Raw genomic sequence first — 25,871 nt, forward strand, 5'->3', positions numbered from 1 at the left:
TTTCTATTTCTATCTATTAAAGATCCAATTGATAAACTGAATCCAATTCATCGTTTGAACTGATGGTTACATTCAAATCGGTTACAAAACCAGAATTTAATCCGTAAACCCATCCGTGAAGCATTAAGTCTTGTCCATTTTTCCAGGCATTCTGTACAATAGATGTTTTCGCCAAGTTATAAACTTGCTCCTTAGTATTGATTTCAACAAAAGCATTAAAACGCTCTTCTTCGTTCTCAATAGAATTCAAGTATTTATCGTGAAGACGGTATTCATCTTTAATATGACGCAACCAGTTATCAATAATTCCAACAGACTGATTTCCCATTGCTGCTTTAACACCACCGCATCCATAGTGTCCGCACACAATAATATGCTTTATTTTCAAAACATTTACAGCATAATCCAGAACACTTAGCATATTCATATCAGAATGCACAACCATATTAGCAATGTTTCTGTGTACAAAAACTTCACCTGGTTTTGCTCCAACAATTTCGTTTGCAGGAACACGGCTATCAGAACATCCAATCCATAACAATGGCGGCTGCTGTCCTTTTGCCAAATCAGCAAAATAATTAGGGTCTTTTGCTAATGAAGTTTCTACCCACTTTTTATTGTTCTCTAATAACTGCTCATAAAATTTTCTCATTTCTTTTATTTTTTTGTGTGGTAATTTCTAAGTTAAAATAGTCTCAAAAAATGAACTTGATGTAAAGTTACCTAAATTTTGACATTTCTTTGGCCTTAAAAACTCCATATTTTTATTATTCGCTTTTAACAACTTCTTTTTTAACCAGTTCTCTTTTTGCCACATCATAATAATGCTCAATCGTAACGTGATTGTTATTATCAGGTGTATTTTCTAATTCGTAAGCATCTTTAAACCCTTTAAGCTTCACCTTGATGTTTTCATCAACAGCTCTAGTTTCTTTAAATTCACGAATCAAATCCAAAACGTCATGTGCAATATACTCGGTATCATGAGCATTGATAATTACTTTTGAATTTTCAGGAATTTCATTTAGAGTTTGCTTGATCGCTGCTTTATTTAAAAACGAAACTTCCTGCGCTAAATCGATATGAATGATATCGCCATCTTCGTACTCTTCTTTTTTAAAGATATAAGCTCTTTTTAAGTTTCCTCTCAGAACAAAAATGATACTAATGATAATTCCCAACGCAACCCCTTTTAGCAAATCTGTTGCAACAACAAAGACCAAAGTTGCAATGAAAGGTACAAACTGGTATTTCCCCTTTTCCCAGAAATGCATAAAGGTTGCTGGTTTTGCTAATTTATATCCTACCAAAATTAAAACAGTAGCCAATGTTGCCAAAGGAATTTTGTTTAGAATTGCTGGTACAGACAATACACTTATTAATAAAAGCACCCCATGAATAATGGCAGACATTTTAGACTTTGCACCTGCATTATTATTAGCAGATGATCTAACCACTACAGAAGTCATTGGCAAACCTCCTAAAAGAGAACTTATCATATTACCTACACCTTGCGCTCTAAGCTCAACATTGGTATTGGTGTAACGTTTTTGCACATCCATTCTATCAGAAGCCTCGATACATAAAAGAGTTTCAATAGAAGCGACAATGGCAATTGTAATAGCAACTACCCAAACTTGCGGATTTGTAACAGCGGTGAAGTCTGGCGTAATTATAATTGATTTAAAGTCTTCAAAAGATTTTGGAACTGGCAAAGAAACCAAATGTTCTTTCGCAATTGCCAAAGTGCTTCCTGTAGATAAAAATATTTCGTTTAAAACTACTCCTGCAATAACAGCAACCAAAGCCCCTGGAACCAATTTTATTCTTTTTAAGAAAGGAACTTTTTCCCAAGCTAATAAAATTACCAATGAAACTGCTGAAACTGCCACAGCTCCTAAGTGAATATGATTTAGAACATCAAACAAAAATGAAAATGAATTACTTCCATCATTTTGAACAAAAGCCTGATCTCCTTCGAAATCAGCATCATAACCAAAAGCGTGCGGTATTTGTTTTAAGATGATAATAATTCCGATACCCGCCAACATTCCTTCGATTACGTTTGTCGGAAAATAGTTCGATATACTTCCCGCTTTTAAAAATCCTAATGCTAATTGAATTAATCCAGCAATAAAAACAGACATTAAAAATACATCGAAAGCTCCTAAATCGGTAATGGCGGTTAAAATAATAGCTGTTAACCCAGCAGCTGGACCTGATACACTAATATGTGACTGGCTCAAATATCCTACAACGATACCACCCACAACACCAGCAATAATTCCAGAAAACAACGGTGCCCCCGAAGCCATTGCAATACCTAAACACAACGGAAGAGCCACCAAGAAAACCACTAAACCTGAAGCAAAATCAGATTTAAGGTTGGCAAAAAGATTGATTTTTTTTGTCATAATATAATACTAAAAAAATTATTCATTAAAGATTTACCCCATCTCAAAAGAAATGCGGCTAAAGATCAAAATAATCGGAAGTATTATGCTACGTTAGGTGGTGGAGCAAAAATGCTCGGAGAGATATTGTCTAGTTTGACAATGTTTTCAGAAATGATTGTTTTTTTCTCGATATAAACCGAAATCAAAACTTCATGCTCAAGAATAGTAGGATGAACAACATTTTTAAGTTCTTTATGCACTTCTTCTTCAGCAATACTAAAAGATATAGTCGCACTATTCCCTTTCTTAATCGCCTGAACAATTGTCGGGGTCGATAAGAAGGCAATAAATATGAATAATAATATGCGAGCTATAAATTTCATTGAAGCAAAAATAGCGTTAAACAAATAAAATCAAAGAGATTTTTATAGAAATTTAACATAAACAAAAAAGCAGAATGCAATTTTCATTCCATTCTGCTTCTATTTTACTAAAAACCAATATTTTATAACGATCCTTCTAACCAAGCATTCATCATCCAAATTGTTTTTTCCTGCTCAGCAATGAAGTCACTCATCATAGAATTGGTACCTTCATCATTAATTTCGCCAGATTTGTTCAATATTTCTCTTTCGATTTTTAATAAATCTGATAACGAGTGAACAATCAATTGAACTGCCTTTTCATCGTTAGAAATATTTTTTCCAACAGTCAATTTATTGTTTTTAATATAATCTTCAAAAGTATGCAGAGGCGTTCCTCCTATTGTCAATACTCTTTCGGCGATCATATCTATTTTTAATTGTGCATCTGTATATAATTCTTCAAATTTTACATGTAAATCAAAGAAACGTTTTCCACGAATATTCCAGTGAATTCCTCTCAAGTTTTGATAATACACTTGAAAATTTGACAATAATACATTCAATTCTTTTACTAATAATTCTGATTCTTTTACTGGTAACCCTAAAATATTTGTCTTCATAATCTTATTTTTTACACTAATTTACTACAAATTTAGAGTAACTTTATTAAAATAAATATAAATAAAAATTATATTTTCTTATTTTTGCATCACAAATTACTATCAACATGACTATAACTCAATTGCAATATGTGTTAGCGGTTGCTGAGCATAAAAATTTCACTCTTGCTGCTGAAAAATGCTTTGTAACACAGCCTACTTTAAGCATGCAAATACAAAAAATTGAAGAAGAACTTAATATTTTAATTTTCGACAGAAGCAAAAAACCGATTCAGCTTACTGATATAGGACAAAAAATTGTAAATCAGGCAAAAAACATCGTAAACGAGGCTGATCGTATAAAAGATATTGTAGAACAGCAGAAAGGTTTTATTGGCGGAGAATTTCGTTTAGGAATAATTCCAACCATTATGCCTACACTTCTGCCAATGTTTTTGAATAATTTCATTAAGAAATATCCAAAAGTAAAACTCCTAATAGAAGAGTTAAACACAGAGGAAATTATTCTAAAATTAAAAAACGGACATTTGGATGCTGCTATTGCCGCAACACCACTGGAAGATGAAAAAATCAAGGAGATTGTTTTATACTTTGAGCCTTTTGTAGCTTACATTCCTGAGCATCACGCTAGTTTCCAGAAAGAAGAAATTGAAGTAGCAGACTTAAACCTGAATGAAATCCTGCTTTTACAAGACGGCCATTGCTTTAGAGATGGCATTTTGAATTTGTGCAAAAATATCTCAGACGCCGACCAGACTAATTTCCAGATTCAAAGCGGAAGTTTTGAAACTTTAATTAAATTGGCAGACGAAGGCCTTGGTACAACGTTACTTCCGTACTTGCACACCTTAGACTTAAAAGAATCCGATAAACTGAAACTCCGTAACTTTAAGGAACCAAAACCGGCTCGAGAGGTAAGTTTGATTTACCCAAAGAGCGAATTAAAGATGCAAATCATTGATGCACTCAGATCTACAATTGCAGGCGTTGTAAAAGGCGCAATTGTTTTTCAGAATGTTCAAATCATCAGTCCATTACAAAAGAAAGCGCAATAAAAAAGGAGCCAATTTGGCTCCTTTCTTTTTATACTTTAATTAGTTGTAGACTTTGTTTTAATTCTGGTTTTCCGACAACGAAATTCAGTAACCACTCTTGCAATTGTTCCATTTCGTAAGGTAACAGTGTTTTGATAGCTTTTTCTAGCTCTTTGCAGAAAAGTACCGGATCGAAACTAACTCTTTCAAGTATTGATTTCGTGTAATCAAACATCATTTTTGACATAATAAAATAAGATTTTCGGGGGTTATCTATTTTTTTAAACTCGAACCAAATTTAAACAAATAACTAACATAAATATTACTTTTAACTTATTTTTTTAAAAACTTTAGCAACGAATACGTTTTCTTAAAACAAATAAATCAATATAGAATCATTCTAAACTATTCATTTAAACCCTTTTAAAAGCTCGAAACATTTCTCTTTTCCCTGGAGGTCCTGTTAATTTTTCTACCGTAAATCCGACTTCGATCATACTTCTTTTAACAACTCCTCGAGCTGCGTATGTAACTAGAACGCCATTTGGTTTTAAACTATTGTACATTTTCTGAAAAATTTCAGTACTCCAAAGCTCCGGCTGCACTCTATATCCGAAGGCATCAAAGTAAATCAAATCAAAAATTTCAAAATCGTTTATTTCGTGAAAAAATTGTTTCCTTTTGGTTAACGAGAACAGGTCACAAATTTCTATTTTTTCGTCCCAGTCTGATTTATGCATTTTCTCAAAAATGTTATAAGATTCCAATGCGTCAAGTTCTCCAGCATAGTTCATTTCCAAAATCTCATCTGCATCAACCGGATATGCTTCTACTCCAACATAATCAATTTTCTGATTTTTTCTAATGGCTTCCAAATATGTGATAAAAGCATTTAAACCAGTTCCAAAACCCATTTCTAATATACTTATAGGATTATCGAATAATGACAATCCGTTTTTAATAAAAACATGCTTTGCTTCCTGAATTGCACCGTGTTTAGAATGATAACATTCGTCCCATTCTGGCAAACGAATTGTAGTTGAGCCATCTAGCGTTTTAATTATTTCTCTTTTCACCCTTTTAAGAATTTAACAATAGCTTTTTATTGATTTTCAAGCTATTTCAATATTCAAATTTAGTCAAAACAAATGCGTAAAGCCTTAAAAAACGACACTTTTTTCATAAATTCTTTATAAAAACCAATTAAATATTTGAGTTTATTATAGGATAAATAAATCTCAGTCAAAACCCATAAATAATGAATTTTCGCTAAGCGTTTTACAGATTTTTACGTAATTTTGCATTCGATAAATTCCATTTTACACGATATCATCACTTTAGATTTCTGATAGTGAAGAATATCTCACAAAAAACTTACATAACTATGAGTACAACTCAAACGAGCAAAATTGAAATCATTAAAGCTACTTCTACAAAAATAAACGAAGTAGATTTTGACAACTTAAGTTTTGGTGCTGTATTTACAGACCATTTATTCGAATGCGATTTTAAAAACGGGCAATGGCAAAACCCTGTCATTAAGCCTTATGCTCCTATTTTAATGGATCCATCTTCAAAAGTCTTCCATTATGGACAAGCAATTTTCGAGGGAATGAAAGCTTATAAAGATGACAATAATGATGTTTGGTTGTTTAGACCAGATGAAAATTTTAACCGTTTCAACAAATCGGCTGTAAGGATGGCAATGCCAGAAGTTCCTGAAGCTATTTTTATGGATGGTTTAAACGAATTATTGAAATTAGACAAAGACTGGATTCAGAGAGGAAATGGAGCTAGTATGTACATTCGTCCATTTATGATTGCTACAGGTCCTGGAGTTATCGCAAATCCTTCTGACGAATATAAATTTATGATTTTACTTTCTCCTGCAAAAGCATATTATGGAGGTGAAGTAAAAGTTATCATTGCAGAGCATTTCAGTAGAGCTGCAAATGGTGGTATCGGTGCTGCAAAAGCTGCTGGAAACTATGCTGCTCAATTTTACCCAACTAACTTGGCTAACAAAGATGGTTTCCAACAAGTTATCTGGACTGATGATGCAACACACACAAAACTAGAGGAAGCTGGAACAATGAACGTTTTCTTCAGAATCAACGATACTTTATTAACAGCTCCAACAAGCGAAAGAATTTTAGATGGTGTTACTAGAAAAAGTTTGATCGCAATGGCTGAAAAAGAAGGATTAAAAGTTGAAGTTCGTCCTGTAATAGTTTCAGAATTGGTTGAAGCTGCTAAAAACGGATCTTTGAAAGAAATCTTTGGAGCAGGAACTGCTGCTGTAATTAGCGTTATCAAAGGATTCTCTTATAAAGATGAGTATTTTGAAATGGCTCCAATTGAAAATTCTTATGCTTCTTTCTTAAAAGAGAAATTAACAAATCTTCAAAACAAACTTTCTGAAGATACCTTTGGATGGACAGTTAAAGTTCAATAATCCCAAAACCATATAAAAAAAGGAAACCCGATAAATTTAGTTTTATCGGGTTTTTTATTTTTTCACTTTTCCATAAAATAAATTAAACACATAGAATCATAGAATTATAATGAAGCAAAAAGAATAATTAAAAAGAAACACGTTTCTTAACACATAGCTATGTGTATTGATGCAATTGAAACGCCTTTCTGTCGCAATCTAAAAACTATGTTTCTATCTGTTTAAATATTACTTTTTTTTATAATAATTTAGAAAAATCAGGTTTAAAATAATTTGGCCCTTTCATTACTTTTCCGTCTTCGCGGTAAATTGGCTTTCCATCTTCACCCAATTTACTCATATTACTGCGCTGAATTTCATCAAAAACAGCTTCAATTTTATCTTGTAATCCATGCTCGATAATTGTTCCGCACAAAATATACATCATATCTCCAAGTGCATCTGCAATTTCAACCAAATCATTATTTTGAACCGCTTCGTAATATTCTTCATTTTCTTCCTTCATTAAATTATAACGAAGTAATTTTTTCTCTGCTCCTACATCGGCAATTGGAGTTGCACTATGGCCAATTTTAAAAGCAGTGTGAAATTCGGTTACGGCGTCAAGTTGTTTTTTCATATAGTAGTTTTCTTTTTTTTGCTAATTTAAGTCACTTTCTAATAAATCTAAAAAATTATTGAATGAAATGAAAAGGCAATTTAGCAGCAAATCGTTTACAAATCTTTAAATTTGCCAAAAAATTTTTATAACTATGTTTAGTCAAGGACAAATACTATTTGGAGTATGTTTTTTTATCGCATTTGTAATCATTATGATATTTGCTTATCGAAAAGATTTAAAATTACACAAAGTTTTCTACAAAGGAAATTACAAAGTACTCCTTGCCTTTCTGCTTTTCATTGTCCTTTTATTCGTAATTAAACTCTTTCTAAAAAGATAAATTATTCTGGTCGCAATAAAATAAAACCTAATAATTATGGGTTATTAGTAAGACTCATTATAAAATTTATAACTTTACCGAAACCAATTAATCTGCCATGAAAATTCTAAAGTATTTATTTCTTTTTGCACTTTTAAGCTTTGTTGCTCTTACTGTTTTTGTTGCTACTCAGAAAGGAGAATTTTCTGTAGAAAGAAGCAAAGTAATCAATTCGCCTCGTGCAACGGTTTATAACTACTTGAACGACTTTAGAAATTACGAAGATTTTGAATCATGGTCGATTGAAGATCCTTCTATCAAAATGACTTATACTAATAAAACCAGCGGAAATGGCGCTACGTTTTATTGGGATGGTGCCGACGGAAAAGGAAATTCTATTATCCTTAAAACGAAAGATGGTGAAAGCATTGACCAGAAAATGCAATTTGATGGTACAGAAGCTGATGTAAATTGGACTTTAAAAGACACTTTGAACGGAAAAACAAAAGTTACTTGGAAAGGAAAAGGAACAATGAGTTTTCTATTTAAAATATACACTGCTCTTCATGGAGGTTCAGATAGAGTTATTGGAACTATCTACGAAAAAAGTTTGGCTAATATTGACAAAAACTTAGATTACGAAACCAAAACTTTTGCTGTTGCAGTAGACGGAGTGGTAAAGAAAACTGAAACACCTTATATCAAACAGACTTTTACCAGCGAAATTGCCAAAATAAGCAAAAATGCGAGAATTGTAATTCCGAAGCTTATACACTTTAGTGAAACAAATGGTTTATCTGCAATGGGAAAACCGTTTATTATTTATCACACTTATGACACTAAAACCGGTTTAGCAAAGATTTCTATCTGTTTACCTATCAATAAAGAAATTTCAACTGCTTCTGGAAGTGATATTTTAGCAGGAAAACTAAATGGTTTTGATGCCGTAAAAACAACGCTTAACGGGGATTACTCTCATAGAAATGAAGCAATTGCAAAAACAACAGCATATATCAACAATCAAAAGATTATTCCAGATTTAAGCTGGTCGCATCTTGAAATTTTGACATTAAGCAAATTGGATGTAAAAGCTTCATCTAAATTGGTAACTGAGATATATTTCCCAATAAAACCTAAAGTAGTTCCAGCTGCTGTTGTGACCGATCCTGTTTATGCTCCAGAAAGCACTGGTGGAGAAACTTCAAGCGAACCACGCACTGAACAGCCACGTACAGAACCTGTAAAACGCAAACCAGCCGCGCCAGCTCCTGCTCCAACGCAAACACCTGCACAAGAAGAAGACTCAGAATTTTAAATAATTTCAAAGGACTATTAAACCTTTTGCCTTAAATTCTGTCTAACTTCTATTAAAAAAGTTTACAAAACAAAAAGTTTGATAGACGAGAAAGAATTTATAAAACAATTATTAACCCCTGAAACGCAAAATGTTGCGTTTCAAAAACTCTTGTCTGATTATCAGCGGCCTTTGTATTCTCATATTCGAAACATTGTTTTGAATCATGATGATGCCGATGATGTTTTACAGAACACTTTTGTAAAAGTCTTTCAAAATCTTAAAAACTTTAAAGGAGAAAGTAAACTTTTTTCCTGGATGTATCGTATTGCCACAAACGAAGCCTTGACTTTTTTATCGCAAAAAGCAAAATTGAGCGGCATTTCATCTGAAGATCTGCAAAACAAAACTATTGATGGCTTAAAAGCCGATCTTTATTTTGACGGTGATGAAATTCAAATCAAACTTCAAAAAGCAATTGTAACACTTCCGGAGAAACAGCAATTAGTTTTCAAAATGAAATATTTTGAAGAATTAAAATATGAGGAAATTGCAGATATTTTAGGAACATCTGTTGGAGCTCTTAAAGCATCTTATCATCATGCAGTAAAAAAAATTGAATTATATGTTACATCAAATTAAACCTTTTGTAGCTAAAACTATCTTATAAGTATTATGAAAACATTTAAATTAGAAAACGAACCCAAAATAAAATCTGGCTTTAAAACTCCAGAAAACTATTTTGATGATTTTTCAGAAAAGGTTTTACAGCAATTAAACGAAAAAGAAGTTAAAGTAATTCCTTTTTACAAACGTAAAAAAACACTTTGGATGGCTGCCGCTGCCGTAGTGGGCTTTGCATTGTTAATTCCTATTATAAATAATTATAGAGCAAATTCAACCGAGCTTGACAAGGCTACTTTAGAAAATTATTTATCCTATCATTCTAATATAAGCCAATACGATCTGATTCAAAAATTAGATGACAGTGATATAGAAAAATTAGGCAACGATGTTACTTTGGAAGATGAAACTCTAGAAGATATTTTGGCAACAAGCCCGAACATTGAACACTTAATTTCAGAACAAAATTAAATTAAACTTAACTCAACAACCTAGCTTAACAATGAAAATAAAAAACATTTTACCGCTACTGCTATTTCTGACAAGTTTTTCAATTTTTGCCCAAAATGGAAAAATTGATGAAAAGCGAGAAAAAATTAAAGCTTTTAAAGTGTCATTTTTAACTACAGAATTAGAATTAACTTCAACCGAAGCCGAAAAATTCTGGCCTATTTATAATGCTTATGATGATAAGCAATATGAATTAAAGTATTTAAAAATGAAAACGTATCTGAGACAGCTAAAAGATGATAATCTTAAAAATCTTTCAGATAAAGAAGCAACAACTTTATTATCTCAAATTGAAAGCACCGATAAAGAAATATATCAACTTCGTGAAAAATACATGACCAATTTGAAGAAAGTTCTTCCTGCAAAAAAGATACTATTGCTTAAAAAATCTGAAGACGATTTTAATCGAAAATTATTGCAACAATATCGAGATAAAGGCAATAAAGATTAAACTTAAAAATACAACAGCGATAAGAACCCTATATAATAATACTTACTTTATTATTTAGGGTTCTTATTTTTTTTTATTTAAAGTTAAGTCGAACTACTTTATTATGTCCGGCTGCGATTGCAGTATTTCTGTTCACAAATCGAATGGTGAAAAATCTGTTATCTGTAGAAAGCTGCATCCAGTTTTCTCCTCCATTTTGAGAATATTGTATTCCTTCAGAGCCTACACAAACAATTTCTCTTCCATTTCCTCCAGGAACATATTGTATGCATGACGCATAGCCAAATCCCATATTTTGGCCAATTAATTGCCAAGTTTTACCACCATCTTTTGTAAAAGCTTTATTATTGGCTTTATTATTAGGAAGATCATAATCTCCTCCTGCAATGAAACCTTGTTTAGAATCGTAAAAATCGGCAGTAAAAATTCCTGTCATTTGTTTTCCTTGCACAATAGGAGTTTCGACAACTTTCCATGTTTTTGCCCTATCTGGAGAATAAAAAACACGTGCTTTTTTTCCGCCCGATACTAGCCATGTATCATTTCCTTTTATAACGATATTGGTATTGCTGGCAGCAAAAGCCGCTTCTCCCGTGCTATTTGTTGGCAATTTATCAGACAGTAATTTTGTCCAAGTTTCCCCACCATCGCGAGTAACAATAATTGAAAAAGTATCTTCTGTTGGATCTCCAATTGCAATTCCTTCCCTATCGTTCCAAAACTGCATGCTATCGTAAAAAACTTTCGGATTAATTTCTTTGTAAACCAATTTAACTTTGCGGTCTTTTTTTGAAACTGAATAAAGAAGCGCTGGATTTGCCACACTCAGCAAAAAAATATCTTTTGAAGTTTGCGCTATACTTCTAAATTCTAATTTTAGCGTATCACGATAAATATGTTCTTCAAATTTTTCTTTTTTATCCAAATCATAATATCCAAAACGAGAATTATCTGCCCCGTACCAAACTTTATTTTTATCAATTAGAATTGCTCTAATACTAATTCTGTCTTTAAATAATGTATCTACTGTCATTGATGTAAAGCCATTATTGTAAACAGCATCAGTTTTATAATTAAATGTCCTAAAAGACATCAGCAAAATAAAAATAACACAAAATAAAGCGAGTTTTTTCATAGGAAATTTAAAATTTGGTTAATGCTAAAATACAATTAATTCCCACATAGAAAATTAATTTTCGTTTTTTTTTCGACAAGTCTATTTACTATTTCATTTACAGAACTTTATATAAAAAATTCATGAATTCATTCTTTCAAAATTTTAAAACATTAAAAATCAACAACATAAAACTTATACTCCAGCAAATAAATTTTGTGGCACAGTAATTGGATATCCCATAACACAAAATAATTTAATACAAATTAGCCATGAAAGCGAATTTACTTTTAATAGCGATATCAGCCTTAGTTTTTAGTTCTTGTGCTGTACAAGGCCAGACTACTGTATATGCAAAAAACTCAGATATAAGCGATAACTTAGATTTAAGAGCTGTTGCTTCGATGTTTGGAGAATCTGCAAATCTTCAGGATTTTGAAAGACGTTTAAATGATCCTAAATATCAAATATCAAATCTTGACCTTAACGGTGATGATGAAGTGGATTATCTTCGTGTAATCGAAAGTGTTGAGAACAGAACTCACGTTGTTATTATCCAAGCGGTTCTAGATCGTGATGTTTACCAAGACGTTGCGACTATTGATGTAGAAAGAGATAATTACAACAAAGTAAGCGTTCAAATTGTTGGAAACTCTTATTTATACGGAGCAAATTATATCTATGAACCTGTTTATAGTGTGGTTCCTGTTATTTACACCTCATTTTGGGTAACAAATTACAGACCTTATTATTCAACTTGGTATTGGGGTTATTATCCAACATATTATAGCGCTTGGAGACCTTACCCTGTTTATAGATACAGAAACAACATCAATGTTTGCATCAATGTACACAACACATACAATTATGTAAATACGAGAAGAAGCTACAGAGCTCCCGCAATCTATGAAACAAGACGTACTTACGGTTACGAAAGAATGCGTCCAAACTACAGCTTTGCTGAAAGACATGCCAACACATCAAACAGATATGAATTGGATCAAAGACGTGTAGCGAATAGAGAAACTAACAGAAATACTTACAATACAAACAGAAACTATACAGGAAGAACGACATCTGACAATAGTACTTCTAACAGAACATATGCTGAAAACAGAAGTGCATCAAACAGATCATCTGTAGACAGAAGCAGCAATAGCAATAGAGGTTATAACGCTACAGGCAGAAGTTCTGAAAACGTAAGCACAGAAAGAAACAATAATCGTGGTGGCTATTCAAACAACAATGGAAACAACTCTCAAAGAGCCGAAAACAGCACAAGAGTACAAAATACTCAGAGAGTAGATTACGGAAATAGTAATAATTCTAGCGCATCAAGAGGAAATTCTAATCGAGAGACATCTGCTCCAAGAGCTGAAAGAAGTTCAAGAAGTTATTCTGAAAACCAGTCTAGCAACTCAAACAGAGATTATTCTGCTAGACCGCAGCAAAGCCAGCGTTCAGAATCTCCAAGAATGAGCCAAGAATCTTCTAGAGGAAACCAAGAATCTAGAGGCGGACAGAGCCAAAGAGATAACGGCTCAAGTTCTAGAGGGAACGGAAGACGAGGTTAATTCTTTAAATAAATAATATTCAAAAAGAGAAGCACAATTTTACGATTGTGCTTTTTTTTATCTTTTTAATTTTAATTGTCGCTAATTTGTTTTAAAACAGTAAATTTGCAACCGTCTTTTATAAAATTATACATGAGCGCATCGCATAAAAACTTACATAGTAAGTTGTCTATTGGGGGTTTATTGATTACTTTAGGGATTATTTATGGAGATATTGGAACCTCTCCATTGTACGTAATGAAGGCAATTTTGGGCGATCACACGATTAATGCCGATATTGTTTTAGGAGGTATTTCTTGTGTGTTCTGGACCTTAACATTACAAACTACAATTAAATATGTGCTTATTACTTTAAGTGCAGACAACCACGGTGAAGGAGGAATTTTTGCCTTATATGCGTTAGTCAAGAAAACAAAAATTCAATGGCTCATTGTTCCCGCCATAATTGGAGGTAGCGCCCTGCTCGCCGACGGAATTATAACCCCGCCAATTTCGATTTCTTCTGCTGTAGAAGGAATTAGAGCATTCTACCCTACAATGCAGACACAAACCATTGTGTATATTGTAATTACAATTTTATTCATTTTATTTACAATTCAGCAGTTCGGAACTAAATTGGTTGGTAAATTCTTTGCCCCAATGATGTTAATCTGGTTTGCTATGTTGGGAACTTTAGGGACAATTCAAGTAATTAATTATCCTGAAGTAATTAAAGCGATTAATCCTTACTACGCTTATCATTTGTTATCGATACACCCTGATGGTTTCTTCGTTCTTGGTTTCGTATTTTTATGTACAACCGGAGCAGAAGCTTTATATTCTGACATGGGACACTGTGGTAGAAAAAACATCAGAATCAGTTGGATGTTTGTAAAAGCGACATTAGTTTTAAACTATTTCGGTCAAGCAGCTTATTTAATTCACCACGAAGGAAGCACATTACAGCAATTAGGTGGAGAAAATGGAAATCCGTTTTACTTAATTATGCCACATTGGTTTTTACCATTCGGAATTGTAGTTGCAACTCTTGCCGCAGTAATTGCGTCTCAGGCACTTATTTCTGGTTCGTTTACATTAATTAACGAAGCAATGCGTCTGAATTTCTGGCCAAAAGTAAAAATCAAATATCCAACAGAAGTAAAAGGTCAATTATATATTCCATCAATCAACTGGCTTTTGTTTTTTGGTTGTGTTGGAATCGTTTTACATTTCGAAAAATCAGGAAACATGGAGCATGCGTATGGTCTTGCCATTATTCTATGTATGATCATGACGACTATTTTGCTGAACTACTACTTAATCATGAAACGTGTAAAACTGTACTTCATGGTACCGTTGATTACTATTTATTTATTGATTGAGTTCAGTTTTCTTTTTGCTAATATTACCAAATTTGCAGAAGGAGGTTATGTAACCTTAATCATCGCGAGTTTACTGATTTCTGTAATGACAATCTGGTATTTAGCTAAGAAAATCAACAAAAACTACACGAAAGTGGTTAAGGTTGACGATTACAAACAAGTTCTTGTAGAGTTAAGCCAAGATTTATCTATTCCGAAATACGCTACGCATTTAGTTTATATGACCAATGCAAATCGTGTGGATGAACTGGAAGAAAAAATCATTTACTCTATCCTTCAAAAACGTCCGAAAAGAGCAGATATCTATTGGTTTGTTCACGTAAACATTTTAACTGAACCTTACAAAACGCAATATAAAGTAACGGAAATTGCTAAAGACGATATTTATAGAATTGATTTCAACTTAGGTTTTAGAGAGCCAACCAAAATCAATTTGATGTTTAGAGAAGTTATCAAGGATATGGTAAAACGTGGCGAAGTAGATATTACCAGCCGTTACGAATCTTTGAACAAAAACAATATTATCGGAGACTTTAAATTTGTATTGTCTGAAAAATTCTTATCAAATGACAACGATTTAAGATGGCATGAAAACATTATCATGAATTCTTATTTCTTCATCAAAAAACTGAGTTTGTCTGAAGAAAGAGCTTTTGGTCTAGACAGCAGCTCTGTTAAAATAGAGAAATTCCCGATGGTGCTTCACGCTCCAGAAAATATTGGATTAACACGTATTATTTCGAAAGAATAAAAAGCTTAACAATAATTTCAAAAAACACTCTAAATTAGAGTGTTTTTTTCATTTAGTGAAAGTCTAAAGTAAGATTCACTATTAAAAATTTAACTTTCAATCAATTAATAGTACCTTTGCAACTCAAAATATAGAAATGAGATTACACAGAAATTTAGTTTATACTACCATTGACTCTTTAAATGCAATTTTCAACGAAGGAGAATATGCCGACAAAGTGGTAGCTAGAGCATTAAAAAAAGACAAACGTTGGGGAAGTTCTGACAGGAAGTTTGTTGCTGAAACCATATACGAAATTGTTCGCTGGAAACGATTATACGCTGAAATTGCCGAAGTAAAAGAACCTTACGACAGAGACAATCTATGGAGAATGTTTGCAGTTTGGGCTGTTTTACGCGGTTATCCAATTCCAGATTGGAGACAATTGGAAGGAACTCCTGAAAGAAAAATAAAAGGTCGTTTTGACGAATTATCTAAGACTAGAGCCATCAAAGAATCTATTCCCGATTGGATGGATGAATTGGGTGTGAAAGAACTTGGAGAAAAAGTTTGGGCAAAAGAAATTTCGGCACAAAATCAGCCTGCAAAAGTGATCCTTAGAACCAACACTTTAAAAGGTACTAAAGAAAGCTTAAGAAATACATTGATGGATTTAAATATTGAAACAGAATATTTAAAAGACCAGCCAGAAGCTCTTGTTTTAAAAGAGAGAGCCAATGTATTTTTGACAGATGCTTTTAAACAAGGACTTTTTGAAGTTCAAGATGCCAACTCTCAACTTGTAGCAGGATTCTTGGATGTAAAACCAGGAATGCGTGTTGTAGATACTTGCGCTGGAGCAGGAGGAAAAACATTGCATATGGCTTCTTTAATGGAAAATAAAGGGCAATTGATTGCAATGGACTTGTACGAAAGTAAATTGAAGCAGTTGAAATTAAGAGCAAAAAGAAATGGCGCTTTTAATATTGAATACCGCATTATCGACAGCACAAAAGTGATCAAAAAATTACACGAAAAAGCGGATCGTGTTTTAATTGATGCCCCATGTAGCGGATTAGGAGTTCTGAAAAGAAACCCTGATTCTAAATGGAAATTACAGCCTGAGTTTATCGACAACATTCGCAAAGTTCAAAGTGAAGTTTTAGAAAGCTATTCTAAAATTGTAAAACCAGGCGGAAAATTAGTTTATGCAACTTGTTCGGTTTTACCATCAGAAAATCAAGAGCAAGTAGAAAAGTTCTTAAAAACAGAAATCGGGCAACAATTTACTTTTATTGAAGATCGTAAAATGTTAGCTTCAGAATCTGGTTTTGACGGATTTTATATGGCATTACTAGAACGTAAAAAATAGGAAATTCAAATATTTAAATTCCAATTTATTTTGGAATAACTCAATACTAAAAATTCCAAATTCCAACTTTTACAATTGGAATTTGGAATTTTTTTATTTTGGAATTTCTTTTGAAGCATTGGAATTTGGAACTTCAAAAATTGGATTTTTACTCTTGTAAGGTTGGTTTACGTAGCAACTTTCCATTTTCGTTTTCTTTAAATTTTGAAACAAAAACGATCTCTTTTGGCTTTTCATACTTTCCTAAAACATCAAAGAAATCAGGTTCAAATTCTTGTTTTTCTCCTTCAATAACCAAAACCAATTTTTCTCCTAAAGTAGTATCCGGAAGTCCTGTTACAAAAAATCTATTGGCAATTTTTCCAATCAATTTAGCTTCGATTTGTTCTGGAATCAGCTTCACTCCTCCACTATTGATTACATTATCAATTCGCCCTAAAAATTTAAATTGCTGCTCGTTCAACAATTCAACCAAATCATTGGTAACAATTGGTTCATCAGAAATAGTAGCAACATTAATCACCAGACACTGACGATCGTCTTGAGAAATTTTCACATTTGGAAGAATCGAAAAAACAGAATCTCCCAAACGTTTTGCAGCAATATGCGTGATCGTTTCGGTCATTCCATATGTTTCGTAAATTTCTGTCTTAAGAGGCAGTAATTTTTCTTCAAGAGCCGAATCTAATTTTGCACCTCCAATAATTAACTTGCGTACTTTTGAAAGTCCAGCAATAGAATTCTGAACCTGAAGCGGCACCATTGCCACAAAATCGTAAGTCGTTGTATTTAATTCCAACGGATGAAGACTTGGCGAAACTACATCCAATTCTAAACCTAAAATTAAACTTCTTACCAGCATCATCTTCCCAGCAATAAACTGAGTTGGAAGACACAATAAAGCTTTATCTCCTGGTTTTAAATCGAAGAAATCTCCCGTTGCTAGCGCCGACTGTATCATGGCTTGTTTTTTCAGCCTAACTAATTTTGGCAGGCCTGTTGTTCCAGAAGTGGTCATTTCGATATAGTCTTTTTTATCAAACCAGTCTAAAAAAAACTCTCCAATAGATTGTTCGTAGCTATCTCCTTCTTTGATAAAACTATAAGCGACACGGCACAAATCTTTTGCATTTAAATGGTATCCATTTAATTTGAAATAATTGTGAACGTTATTATGAGTTAAGTTTTGCATATTCTTAAGCGTTTAATTCAACATTACTAATTTTTCCTGTTAGTTTTTCTTTCCAGTTGGTCCATCCGTATTTTTTACTAAAAATAAATAGTACAATAGGATAAATAACAACAACTGGCAGAAGCACGTCTATTCCTACTGACGGTTCTGAAAGATCTTTAAATATTGCATGAGTTTGAAATGCAGACCAGTCGGAGGTCACTAGTAATGCTCCCACAAGATTATTAGCAGCGTGAAAACCAAGCGCCAATTCCATTCCTTCATCCATTAAAGTAATTATTCCCAAAAATAGACCTGTACCCATATAATAAATCATCACTACATCACCCATTTTAGATATCTCAGGATTACCCCAGTGCAAAGACCCAAAAATAACAGAAGTCATAACAAGCGGAAACCACCTATTGTGCGCTAAATTGGCAAACCCCTGCATTAAATACCCCCTAAAAACATATTCTTCTGTGCTGGTTTGTATGGGAATTAAAATAGTTCCTATAGCGACCAAAATAAGAAAAGGTCCTAATTTAAAATTTAAAACAAAATTCTCTGGAGAAATGAAATAAATAATAAAAAAACTTAAAACAGAAATCGAACTCCATAAAAAGAAAGAAAAAAGAATTCGATTCCAATCTACTTTTGGTCTTGAAGTGGTAACTGATAAAAAAGTTTGATTATGCTTGTATTTTACCACCAAATAAATTCCAGCAATAGCAAAAACAAAAGAAATCATTGCTAAGAAAAGCGTAATATTGGGTTCAAATATTTTCATGTAATTTCCACTAGCAGTCGAAAAATTTTTACCCTCTAAATCTGCTTTAAATTCTATGGCAGCTATTAATGGAATTTGGCCTACAAAAGACGCTGAAATAATAAAGACTGATCCTAGAAGATATTTCCAAAATTTATTTTCGGGTTTAATCCCTTGTTCTAAAAACATAAATTTAAAATTTTAAAAAAATGAGAATTCAAATTCGATAAGTTAATCTTACTTTTGGTATTGCTAAAATACCTCTTTTTTATTGTAAGAATATTTGAAACGATTAAATATAACAAAATGATACAAATTTACCATAATCCGAGATGCGGAAAATCGAGAAACTGCCTTGCTTTTATTGAACAATCGAAACAAGAATTCGAAATTATACCTTACTTAAGCGAAATCCCATCTTTTGATCAATTAAAAACATTATTGGGACAATTAAATCTTGAACCAATCCAACTCGTTAGAACAAAAGAAAAAATCTGGATCGAAAATTTTAAAGGCAAAACCTTAAGCAATGATGAAATTATTACTGCTATGGTAGAAAACCCAATTTTAATTGAACGTCCTATTGTTGTAAAAGACGGAAAAGCCATAATTGGCCGAGACCCAGAACTTGTTGCTTCTTTTTTAGATTGATTCTAAAATACCCTATTAACATTTTTTTGTGATTTTTCCCTTTAAACCAAAAACTACATTTGCCGTCTAAAGAGAAAAAGAAAACCAGAAAATGAAAAAAATCAAATTTGCTGTATTGCTTGTATTCTTGTTTACAAGTTTTTACAATTACTCTCAACAAGGAAGCCCAGGCGGCAAAAACAAAGTAAAAGTCACTGGAAAAGTTTTTGAGAAAGTAAGCAAACAACCTTTAGAATATGCTACAATTTCGCTAACTGCTCCAAATGACACAAAAGTTGTTGCCGGAGGAATCACAAACCCGAAAGGAGAATTTGAAGTTGCGGTCGCACCCGGAACTTACGATATAAAAGTGGAGTTTATTTCTTTTAAATCAACTGAAATTAAACAAAAAAGCATCCAAGATGACACCAATTTAGGTGTCGTAAACCTATCTGAAGATGCGGCTCAATTAAATGAAGTCGTAGTTCGTGCTGAAAAATCTACAGTAGAAATTAAACTGGACAAAAAAGTTTACAATGTTGGTCAAGACATGATTGTAAAAGGCGGAAGCGTTAGCGATGTTTTAGACAACGTACCATCTGTTTCTGTTGATACTGAAGGAAATGTAAGTTTAAGAGGAAGTGATAATATCCGCATTTTAATTGACGGAAGACCTTCGCAAGCAATCAACGTAGCAGAAGCTTTAAGACAACTTCCTGCTGATGCCATTGACAAAGTAGAAGTAATCACAAATCCATCTGCGCGTTATGATGCAGAAGGTGGTTCTGGAATTATCAATATTGTTCTTAAAAAAGGAAAAAACCAAGGTTTCAACGGAACTTTTATTGCTTCAACGGGTTTACCTGAAACGTATGGCGCAAGTGCCAATTTGAATTATAAAACTGAAAAGTTAAACTATTTTACAACAGCTGGCTACAACTACAGAACTACAGAAGGCGCTGGCCAGACAAATTCTGAATATTTAAATCCAAATGGTACAACAAAAAGTTTCTTAGATGAAGACCGTGACACAAAACGTATTAGAAAAGGTTTTAACGGAAGAGCTGGTGTTGAATGGACCATAACGCCATCTACGTTTTGGACAAATGCTATCAATTACCAGAAAAATACTGGTGATGATCGAGATTTGATCAACTATTATAACTACGATGCAGCCCATAATTACACGGGAACAACGTATCGTTTAAACGATGCTGATACAGGAAGTGAGAATTTTGAGTACACTTCAAACTTGATTAAAAATTTCAACGATAAAGGACACAAACTTACCGCAGATCTTTCTATATCAAGAAATACAGATGACAGCTATAGCCAAATTACGGCTTCACCAAATTTTAATAATACATTAAACGATCAGATACAAAAACAAGTATTATTTCAAGCAGATTATGTTCTTCCTCTAGGAAAAGGAAGTCAGTTTGAGGCAGGTTATAAAGGAAGTTTTGGTGATCTAAACAACGAATACTACGTAACTGAAAATGGCGGAGCAAAAGATCCTAACCTATCTAATACTTTAGAATACAAAGAAAACATCAATGCACTTTACACACAGTATGGTTTCAAAGCAAATAAATTCTCTTATTTATTTGGCTTAAGATGGGAAGACACAGATATTCATGTTAACTTACTAGATAACAGCGATTTCAATACTAAAAAATACAACAACTTATTTCCAAGCGCTTTCATTAGTTATGAAATCTCAGATCAAAGCAATTTATCTGCAAGCTATAGCAAACGTTTATCAAGACCAAGAGGGCGTTTCATGAACCCTGCCGTAAACTACGCTAGTAACGTTAACATCTTTCAAGGAAACCCTGATTTAGATCCGTCTTTAACAGACAAATATGATATTGGGTATATCAAAAAATGGGATAAAGTAACCTTCAATACATCGGCATATTTTGAAGACACAAAAGATGTTTTCAGCTTTGTGCGATCTCCTACAGGAGACGAGGTTAACGGAATTCCAGTAATCAAAAGTCAGCCTATTAATTTAGGAAAAGAGCAAAAATTTGGTTTCGAATTTACATTCAATTACACTCCATACAAATGGTGGAAACTAAACAGCAACTTTAACTTCTTTAATGTAAAAACAACTGGAAGCCATAGTTATTATGACACAAAAAACGAACTTATCGTTCAGGATTTAGATAATCAAGCTAACTCTTGGTTCGCAAGAGTAAACTCTAAGGTTACATTACCATACAAAATTGACTGGCAGTTAACTGCAATGTACAACGGAGAACAAAAAACGGCTCAAGGTAAAAACTTAGGTCAATTCGGAATGAATACTGCTTTCAGCAAAGATGTAATGAAAGACAAAGGAACCATTGCTTTCAACATTAGTGACGTATTCAATTCAAGAAAAATGAGATCTTACACGTATCTAGACGATGTAAATTCATATAGCGAATTTCAGTTCCGTAAGCGTCAATTCAATTTATCATTCACTTATCGTTTCAACAAACCAAAAGGAGAAAGAGATAAAAATGCACAGCCAAGAAACGATGGCGGTGGTGAAGGTGGCGGAGATTTTCCAGGATAACATAAGTTAAATTCCAATATTAGAAATTCCAAATTCCAAACTGGATAAAAAATATCAATAAAAAAATTCCAAATTCCAACTTTTACGATTGGGATTTGGAATTTTTCTTTTTAGCCAATTTATTTAATCATCTAACTTAGTCAAAGTTTAAAACTTTAACTAAGTTCTAAATACAAAGTTTGGAAATTTGAAATTTGGATTTTTCTATTTCTAACGAAATCCGACAGGTTTTAAACATGCTTCAATTTGGAATTTGAAATTTCTAATATTAAAATTTCATTTTTTGTGAAACAAAAAAAAAGAACCCTATTGGGTTCTTTTCTTATGACATCAATCTATTATAATTTAACAGATTGTTCTTCTTGTCTTTTTCTGGCTCTTTTTTCTTTAATCATTTCCCAGCTAGCACCCGTAACCCAGTAAGATACGAAACCAACTAAGAAAAACATTAACCAAAACCCTATAGTTAGAATGGTTAAGAAAAGTAAAAAGCCTAAGTACTGTGAAAATTCAAACATGTTTTCCGGAATTTTTGAATGTTACGACAAATGTAGGGTATATATTTTTTCTCAGCAATAAAATCTAAATCAATTTTCGTTAAATAACATTTATCCGTATATTTATACTCATTTTAAATAAGGACTTTTTCCCGAATATTATTCAACTGCCTAAATTAGAAGAATATGAGTGTTTTAAGGAGCTATTTCCCGCTATCCGCTACAAACGAAGTTCACTTAACTCCGATTAAAATAAATGTTTAGTGAAGTAATCTTTTATGTTTTTAAAGAAAAAACATAAAAGGATTTCCACTCCTATCGGGGCTAAAATTCATATTGAAAAGAAATTTTACAAAACACCAAAATAAAAAATCCGTTTTAATCCGCGTTTTTACGAAGTAAATCAGCATTATCCGTGTTCCATTTACCCAAACAGAATACATTTTTACAAACAACATATTTACAACATAATGAAATACAGAATAGAAAAAGACACCATGGGAGAAGTTCAAGTCCCAGCCGATAAATATTGGGGTGCACAAACAGAACGCTCGAGAAATAATTTCAAAATTGGACCTTCAGGCTCTATGCCAAAAGAAATCATAGAAGGCTTTGCTTATCTCAAAAAGGCTGCGGCATACGCCAATTACGATTTAGGAGTTTTACCAATCGAAAAGAGAGACGCGATTGCAGCAGTTTGCGACGAAATCCTTGAAGGCAAACTAGACGATCAGTTTCCTCTTGTGATCTGGCAGACGGGTTCTGGAACGCAAAGCAACATGAATGTAAACGAAGTAATTGCCAACCGCGCTCAAGTTCTTAAAGGTTTTGAAATTGGCGAAGGCGAACAATTCATAAAAGCTAATGACGATGTGAACAAATCACAATCGTCAAACGACACTTTCCCAACCGGAATGCACATCGCTGCTTACAAAATGGTTGTAGAAACTACTATTCCTGGCGTAGAAAAACTTCATGCCACTTTAGCAAAAAAAGCAACCGAATACAAAGACGTTGTCAAAATCGGAAGAACACATTTAATGGATGCTACACCATTAACACTTGGACAAGAAATTTCAGGCTACGCTGCCCAATTAGCCTTCGGATTAAAAGCTTTAAAAAATACTTTAGCCCACTTATCTGAAATCGCTCTTGGAGGAACTGCTGTCGGAACTGGATTAAACACACCAAAAGGCTACGATGTAAAAGTCGCAGAATATATTGCCAAATTTACCAACCATCCTTTTGTAACAGCAGAAAACAAATTTGAAGCGCTTGCCGCACACGATGCCATTGTAGAAACACACGGAGCTTTAAAGCAATTGGCTGTTTCCTTAAATAAAATTGCTAATGATATCAGAATGTTAGCTTCTGGCCCACGTTCTGGAATTGGCGAAATTCATATTCCTGAAAACGAACCAGGATCTTCTATTATGCCTGGAAAAGTAAACCCAACGCAATGCGAAGCTTTAACCATGGTTTGCGCACAAGTTATTGGAAACGATATGGCAATTGCTGTTGGAGGAATGCAAGGACATTACGAATTGAACGTTTTTAAACCTGTAATGGCTGCCAACTTTTTACAATCGGCACAATTGCTAGGTGACGCTTGCGTTTCTTTTGACGAACATTGCGCTCAAGGAATCGAACCAAATCATAAACGCATCAAAGAATTAGTAGACAATTCGCTTATGTTGGTTACCGCATTAAACACCAAAATCGGATATTATAAAGCGGCAGAAATTGCTCAAACCGCTCACAAAAACGGAACAACTCTAAAAGATGAAGCTGTTCGTTTAGGCTACGTAACTCCTGAAGACTTTGATGCTTGGGTGAAACCTGAAGATATGGTTTAAGATTAATTGTTAATGGTTAATTGTTAATGGTTAATTGTTAATTGTTAATTGTTAATTGTTAATTGTTAATGGTAAATTATTAATTCTCATCGATACTAATAAAAAAAGAGCTTTCTAAAATTTAGAAAGCTCTTTTTCATTAACCATTTATAATTAATAATTAACCATTATTCACGTAATCTTGCAAATAACTAAATCTTTCCGTCAATTTTCCATTTTCAGTGATTTTGGCACGTTTTAAAATTCCGTCTTTATCACCGTTGAAGAAAGCTGGAATTACATGTTCCATAAATTGCTCTCCGAAACCTTCACTAGCATCTTTTGGGATTTCGCAAGGCAAATTATCTACAGCCATTACCGCAACTGCCGCTGGGTGAAAGAAGTCTACCTCACGATCTTCTAAAGGAAAATATCCATACAAAGGTTCTTCAATTGTTGACGAACGTATTGTACAGGCAATTGGCCCATTAACATCACAAGAAATATCAGCCACAACCTTCAATTTACAATCGCTTGCATTTAGCATTTCTTTTGTCAAAATCATTGGAGCATTATTGGCGTGAAAATGTCCAGCAAAATAAATATCTGAAACCTTCGTGAATCTTTCAAAATCAGATTCATATTCTTCAGGATGATTTACAAAATCTACAAAATCTAAAACCTGACCGTCTTTTCTTTTGTTATATTCCAAAACATCCAATTGCACATAAACTGCCTGAGCGTATTTTTTAGTCAAATAATTATCAATCGTAATTTCTTTTACTTTTATCACATCCAAAATTTCTTTGGCTCCACTCCCAACCTTTCCAGTTCCTGTAACAACAAATTTTAGGGCTGGCATTGTAATGCGTTTCAAATGCTTAATCAAATCTTCTTTTCCTGAAAGCGATTCTGCTTTTGGAAGTTTGAACAATTCGAATTTAATTCCAAATGCACGAATTCCGTTATAAACACCAACCATTCCGGCATATTTTCCGAAACCAATTAAACGATGGTCGTGTTCGTTTACAATCGTTTCATGATCGTACAAATCAATATTTTTTTCTAAAATAGCCTGAAGTAATTTTCTATTATGAGGCTGTTCTTTAATCGTATGAGAAAAAAAGAAATAAGCTTTGTTTGGAATCAAATCGTCTACAGGAACTTCTTTTACACCAAATAAAACATCGCAGTCAGATACATCATCAGCAACGGTAATTCCCATATTTTTATAATCATCATCAGAAAATATTCTGATATCAGAACTTTCAACCTTTACAGAGGCATCGTGATAAAGCTGTTTTAACCTTGTCAATTCATTTGGAGAAAATACGACTCTTCTATCTGGCGGGTTTTTTCTCTCTTTTATGATTCCAAATTTCATTTAATGTGGTTTTTTAGTATTTAATAATATAACTTTTTAAAACATATTTGTTTCAAATATAACAAATTTAGTTAAAATTTTGTTTCAAAAATTCTATTTAGAATGTTTTAAAACCGTTATAAGCTGAAAAACAATCGACTAAAATTTGCTTTTCTTAAAAAAATGTTAAAAAACACAAAATAAAGCCTCAGAACCAAGA

The 25,871-nt window shown here is 33.0% G+C and carries 24 protein-coding genes; 12 read left to right on the forward strand and 12 right to left on the reverse strand.

All coding sequences use genetic code 11. The features are described 5' to 3' along the window. Nucleotides 1-16 precede the first annotated feature (16 nt). The 4 genes from can to RB618_RS12515 form a co-directional block, all read right to left on the reverse strand. Nucleotides 17-652 carry a carbonate dehydratase gene (gene can, locus RB618_RS12500; RefSeq protein ID WP_308069026.1) on the reverse strand — a complete coding sequence of 212 codons (636 nt, stop codon included), beginning with the start codon at nt 650-652 and terminating at the stop codon, nt 17-19. A gap of 115 nt (nt 653-767) precedes the next feature. Next, on the reverse strand, nt 768-2,414 hold the full coding sequence (locus tag RB618_RS12505; RefSeq protein ID WP_308069027.1) for a SulP family inorganic anion transporter: 1,647 nt from the start codon (nt 2,412-2,414) through the stop codon (nt 768-770). A gap of 83 nt (nt 2,415-2,497) precedes the next feature. After that, a complete protein-coding gene (locus RB618_RS12510) occupies nt 2,498-2,779 on the reverse strand; it encodes a hypothetical protein (protein ID WP_308069028.1) in 282 nt (93 codons plus the stop codon). 122 nt (nt 2,780-2,901) lie between these two features. Then, on the reverse strand, nt 2,902-3,381 hold the full coding sequence (locus RB618_RS12515; protein ID WP_308069029.1) for a Dps family protein: 480 nt from the start codon (nt 3,379-3,381) through the stop codon (nt 2,902-2,904). Nucleotides 3,382-3,488: 107 nt separating this feature from the next. Here RB618_RS12515 and RB618_RS12520 point away from each other — a divergent pair, with 107 nt between their 5' ends. Then, nucleotides 3,489-4,436 carry a LysR substrate-binding domain-containing protein gene (locus RB618_RS12520; RefSeq protein ID WP_308069030.1) on the forward strand — a complete coding sequence of 316 codons (948 nt, stop codon included), beginning with the start codon at nt 3,489-3,491 and terminating at the stop codon, nt 4,434-4,436. Nucleotides 4,437-4,464: 28 nt separating this feature from the next. On the opposite strand, the gene RB618_RS12525 is transcribed toward RB618_RS12520, so the two are convergent. Together RB618_RS12525 and mnmD are read right to left on the reverse strand one after the other, a co-directional pair. Continuing rightward, nucleotides 4,465-4,662 (reverse strand): hypothetical protein, encoded by a 198-nt coding sequence (locus RB618_RS12525; RefSeq protein WP_008468486.1) that lies wholly within the window; start codon nt 4,660-4,662, stop codon nt 4,465-4,467. Between the two features lie 166 nt (nt 4,663-4,828). Next, entirely contained in the window at nt 4,829-5,491 is a 663-nt protein-coding gene (gene mnmD, locus RB618_RS12530) for a tRNA (5-methylaminomethyl-2-thiouridine)(34)-methyltransferase MnmD (protein ID WP_308069031.1), read from the reverse strand. A 308-nt stretch (nt 5,492-5,799) separates the two neighbouring features. On the opposite strand from mnmD, the gene RB618_RS12535 reads away from it, so the two are divergent. Next, on the forward strand, nt 5,800-6,870 hold the full coding sequence (locus tag RB618_RS12535) for a branched-chain amino acid aminotransferase (RefSeq protein ID WP_111379020.1): 1,071 nt from the start codon (nt 5,800-5,802) through the stop codon (nt 6,868-6,870). Nucleotides 6,871-7,108: 238 nt separating this feature from the next. On the opposite strand, the gene RB618_RS12540 is transcribed toward RB618_RS12535, so the two are convergent. Next, nucleotides 7,109-7,489: a nucleoside triphosphate pyrophosphohydrolase family protein gene (locus RB618_RS12540; protein ID WP_057116704.1), complete on the reverse strand. Its 381-nt coding sequence runs from the start codon at nt 7,487-7,489 to the stop codon at nt 7,109-7,111. A gap of 419 nt (nt 7,490-7,908) precedes the next feature. Here RB618_RS12540 and RB618_RS12550 point away from each other — a divergent pair, with 419 nt between their 5' ends. The 4 genes from RB618_RS12550 (at nt 7,909) to RB618_RS12565 (ending at nt 10,669) form a co-directional block, all read left to right on the forward strand. Further along, nucleotides 7,909-9,105 carry a transcriptional regulator gene (locus RB618_RS12550; RefSeq protein ID WP_308069033.1) on the forward strand — a complete coding sequence of 399 codons (1,197 nt, stop codon included), beginning with the start codon at nt 7,909-7,911 and terminating at the stop codon, nt 9,103-9,105. 78 nt (nt 9,106-9,183) lie between these two features. Then, on the forward strand, nt 9,184-9,726 hold the full coding sequence (locus RB618_RS12555; RefSeq protein WP_111379018.1) for an RNA polymerase sigma factor: 543 nt from the start codon (nt 9,184-9,186) through the stop codon (nt 9,724-9,726). A gap of 33 nt (nt 9,727-9,759) precedes the next feature. Beyond that, on the forward strand, nt 9,760-10,179 hold the full coding sequence (locus tag RB618_RS12560) for a hypothetical protein (RefSeq protein WP_308069034.1): 420 nt from the start codon (nt 9,760-9,762) through the stop codon (nt 10,177-10,179). Between the two features lie 31 nt (nt 10,180-10,210). Continuing rightward, the gene (locus RB618_RS12565) at nt 10,211-10,669 is read left to right on the forward strand and encodes a sensor of ECF-type sigma factor (RefSeq protein ID WP_308069035.1); all 459 of its coding nucleotides are present in this window, start codon (nt 10,211-10,213) and stop codon (nt 10,667-10,669) included. Between the two features lie 73 nt (nt 10,670-10,742). Here the strand turns inward: RB618_RS12565 and RB618_RS12570 are convergent, their stop codons facing one another. Beyond that, the gene (locus tag RB618_RS12570) at nt 10,743-11,804 is read right to left on the reverse strand and encodes an oxidoreductase (RefSeq protein WP_308069036.1); all 1,062 of its coding nucleotides are present in this window, start codon (nt 11,802-11,804) and stop codon (nt 10,743-10,745) included. A gap of 251 nt (nt 11,805-12,055) precedes the next feature. Here RB618_RS12570 and RB618_RS12575 point away from each other — a divergent pair, with 251 nt between their 5' ends. From RB618_RS12575 to RB618_RS12585, 3 genes are all read left to right on the forward strand, one after another. After that, nucleotides 12,056-13,357 (forward strand): hypothetical protein, encoded by a 1,302-nt coding sequence (locus RB618_RS12575; RefSeq protein WP_308069037.1) that lies wholly within the window; start codon nt 12,056-12,058, stop codon nt 13,355-13,357. Between the two features lie 132 nt (nt 13,358-13,489). Beyond that, nucleotides 13,490-15,469, forward strand: a complete 1,980-nt coding sequence (locus RB618_RS12580; protein ID WP_274253841.1) for a KUP/HAK/KT family potassium transporter — start codon at nt 13,490-13,492, stop codon at nt 15,467-15,469. A gap of 136 nt (nt 15,470-15,605) precedes the next feature. Further along, nucleotides 15,606-16,820, forward strand: a complete 1,215-nt coding sequence (locus tag RB618_RS12585) for a methyltransferase domain-containing protein (RefSeq protein ID WP_308069038.1) — start codon at nt 15,606-15,608, stop codon at nt 16,818-16,820. A gap of 148 nt (nt 16,821-16,968) precedes the next feature. On the opposite strand, the gene RB618_RS12590 is transcribed toward RB618_RS12585, so the two are convergent. Beyond that, nucleotides 16,969-18,012, reverse strand: a complete 1,044-nt coding sequence (locus RB618_RS12590; protein WP_308069039.1) for an AMP-binding protein — start codon at nt 18,010-18,012, stop codon at nt 16,969-16,971. A gap of 4 nt (nt 18,013-18,016) precedes the next feature. Then, the gene (locus RB618_RS12595) at nt 18,017-18,949 is read right to left on the reverse strand and encodes a CPBP family intramembrane glutamic endopeptidase (RefSeq protein WP_308069040.1); all 933 of its coding nucleotides are present in this window, start codon (nt 18,947-18,949) and stop codon (nt 18,017-18,019) included. A 117-nt stretch (nt 18,950-19,066) separates the two neighbouring features. On the opposite strand from RB618_RS12595, the gene RB618_RS12600 reads away from it, so the two are divergent. Together RB618_RS12600 and RB618_RS12605 are read left to right on the forward strand one after the other, a co-directional pair. Continuing rightward, complete coding sequence (locus RB618_RS12600; RefSeq protein WP_308069041.1) at nt 19,067-19,411, forward strand: arsenate reductase family protein; 345 nt, start codon at nt 19,067-19,069, stop codon at nt 19,409-19,411. A 91-nt stretch (nt 19,412-19,502) separates the two neighbouring features. Further along, nucleotides 19,503-21,956, forward strand: a complete 2,454-nt coding sequence (locus RB618_RS12605) for an outer membrane beta-barrel family protein (protein WP_308069042.1) — start codon at nt 19,503-19,505, stop codon at nt 21,954-21,956. 338 nt (nt 21,957-22,294) lie between these two features. Here RB618_RS12605 and RB618_RS12610 read toward each other — a convergent pair whose 3' ends face one another. Beyond that, the gene (locus RB618_RS12610) at nt 22,295-22,474 is read right to left on the reverse strand and encodes a hypothetical protein (protein ID WP_308069043.1); all 180 of its coding nucleotides are present in this window, start codon (nt 22,472-22,474) and stop codon (nt 22,295-22,297) included. A gap of 449 nt (nt 22,475-22,923) precedes the next feature. Here RB618_RS12610 and fumC point away from each other — a divergent pair, with 449 nt between their 5' ends. Beyond that, the gene (gene fumC / locus RB618_RS12615) at nt 22,924-24,309 is read left to right on the forward strand and encodes a class II fumarate hydratase (protein ID WP_308069044.1); all 1,386 of its coding nucleotides are present in this window, start codon (nt 22,924-22,926) and stop codon (nt 24,307-24,309) included. Nucleotides 24,310-24,469: 160 nt separating this feature from the next. On the opposite strand, the gene RB618_RS12620 is transcribed toward fumC, so the two are convergent. Continuing rightward, nucleotides 24,470-25,672, reverse strand: a complete 1,203-nt coding sequence (locus RB618_RS12620; RefSeq protein ID WP_308069045.1) for an NAD(P)-dependent oxidoreductase — start codon at nt 25,670-25,672, stop codon at nt 24,470-24,472. Nucleotides 25,673-25,871 lie beyond the last annotated feature (199 nt).

The organism is Flavobacterium sp. LHD-85 (assembly GCF_030929595.1).
In the GTDB taxonomy this organism is placed as follows: domain Bacteria; phylum Bacteroidota; class Bacteroidia; order Flavobacteriales; family Flavobacteriaceae; genus Flavobacterium.